Below are 1,237 nucleotides of genomic sequence, written 5' to 3'. Positions count from 1 at the left end.
TGTCTAGCCCCCTGTGTCTGGGCCACTAATTGGTGGTTTTTCTAATGTGGTTTCTGGGATTGATGGCCGCATATTAAGCGCTTGATGCGGAAGGGTGTGGTTGTACTGGCTAAGCCAATGATCGATGACGATCTGCGCTTGTTCGGTTGTCGTGAACCATTCTGCATTGAAAACCTCTCGACGCAGCGTCCCATTGAAGCGTTCGTTGTATCCATTCTCCCAGGGCGATCCCGGGTAAACGCGGATCGACTTGATACCCACTCTAAACAACTAGGCCTGCAGTGCTTCTGCGGCAAACTCCGGGCCGTTGCCTGAACGGATGTATTCGGGCGAACCATGCCTCAGTAGGAGTGGATACAGCGCCTCTAGAACATCGTCGGCTCCCATCTTGGTCCGGACGGTCACCGCCAAGGCCTGCCGCGTGAACTCGTCCAACACCGTCAGCATCTTGTAGCTGCGGCCATTGCTGAGCTTGTTGTGCACCAAGTCGATGGCCTAGACATGGTTGGGATGGGTTGGCCGCAACCGGATGATCGAGCTATCTTTGTTATAGAGCCGTCTACGCTTCTTGTGGCGCTGCGGAAGCTGGAGCCCTTCTTCTCGCCAAAGACGTTCGACCTTCTTGTGATTGACGCGCCAGCCGTCAACATGAAGCAACTCGTAGTCCATTGGTTTCTCGAACCAATGGCGCAACCAGGACGACCCTTACGATACCCATATCGTCCGTACTGCTCTACAAGTCGAATGATGCCAACCGCAACTCATCGTCGTCTCTCAGAGTTAGTCGATATTGCAGGGAGCTCCGCGCCAGACCAACCACCCGGCACATCTGCCTCTCGGACGTGGCCAGCTTCTGCTGTGTATGAAGGACGGCCTGACGGAGCTCCTCTGTGGTCAGGCCCTCGGCTTTAGATGGTTCAGGCTTCCCTTGAGGATCAGCTTGTCCAGTTCCAACTCCGCCACAATCTTCTTCAACCGGGCGTTCTCTTTCTCAAGATTCTTCATCTCCGATAGCTGCGATCGCCCCACCCCGCCAAAACGTTTCCGCCAGTTGTAGTAGGTCGCATCACTGATACCGACGCTGCGACAGGCAGATACAACATCGCTGCCAGCAGACAGCTTCAGCTCGATCTCACGCATCAGCTTCAATACATCTTCGTCTGAATGTCGCTTCCGCGCCATTCCACTCCCCCCTCTCGCGACCAATGTCGTGGCCCAGCTTTACGGGGAAAGGACA

The 1,237-nt window shown here is 55.2% G+C and carries 4 protein-coding genes; all 4 read right to left on the bottom strand.

The window, feature by feature from the left end; all coding sequences use genetic code 11:
* Window positions 1-3: 3 nt before the first annotated feature.
* Window positions 4-261 carry an integrase core domain-containing protein gene (locus V8J82_RS23645; RefSeq protein ID WP_339979603.1) on the bottom strand — a complete coding sequence of 86 codons (258 nt, stop codon included), beginning with the start codon at window positions 259-261 and terminating at the stop codon, window positions 4-6.
* A gap of 9 nt (window positions 262-270) precedes the next feature.
* Window positions 271-483 (bottom strand): DDE-type integrase/transposase/recombinase, encoded by a 213-nt coding sequence (locus V8J82_RS23640; RefSeq protein ID WP_339979601.1) that lies wholly within the window; start codon window positions 481-483, stop codon window positions 271-273.
* Window positions 484-495: 12 nt separating this feature from the next.
* Entirely contained in the window at window positions 496-669 is a 174-nt protein-coding gene (locus V8J82_RS23635) for an IS3 family transposase (protein WP_339979599.1), read from the bottom strand.
* A 225-nt stretch (window positions 670-894) separates the two neighbouring features.
* The gene (locus V8J82_RS23630) at window positions 895-1,182 is read right to left on the bottom strand and encodes a transposase (protein ID WP_339979597.1); all 288 of its coding nucleotides are present in this window, start codon (window positions 1,180-1,182) and stop codon (window positions 895-897) included.
* Window positions 1,183-1,237 lie beyond the last annotated feature (55 nt).

This window comes from Gymnodinialimonas mytili, assembly GCF_037544085.1.
Classification (GTDB): Bacteria; Pseudomonadota; Alphaproteobacteria; order Rhodobacterales; family Rhodobacteraceae; genus Gymnodinialimonas; species Gymnodinialimonas mytili.
Note: the sequence above shows the minus strand (reverse complement) of the source record. Positions and strands in the feature narration are given on the sequence as shown.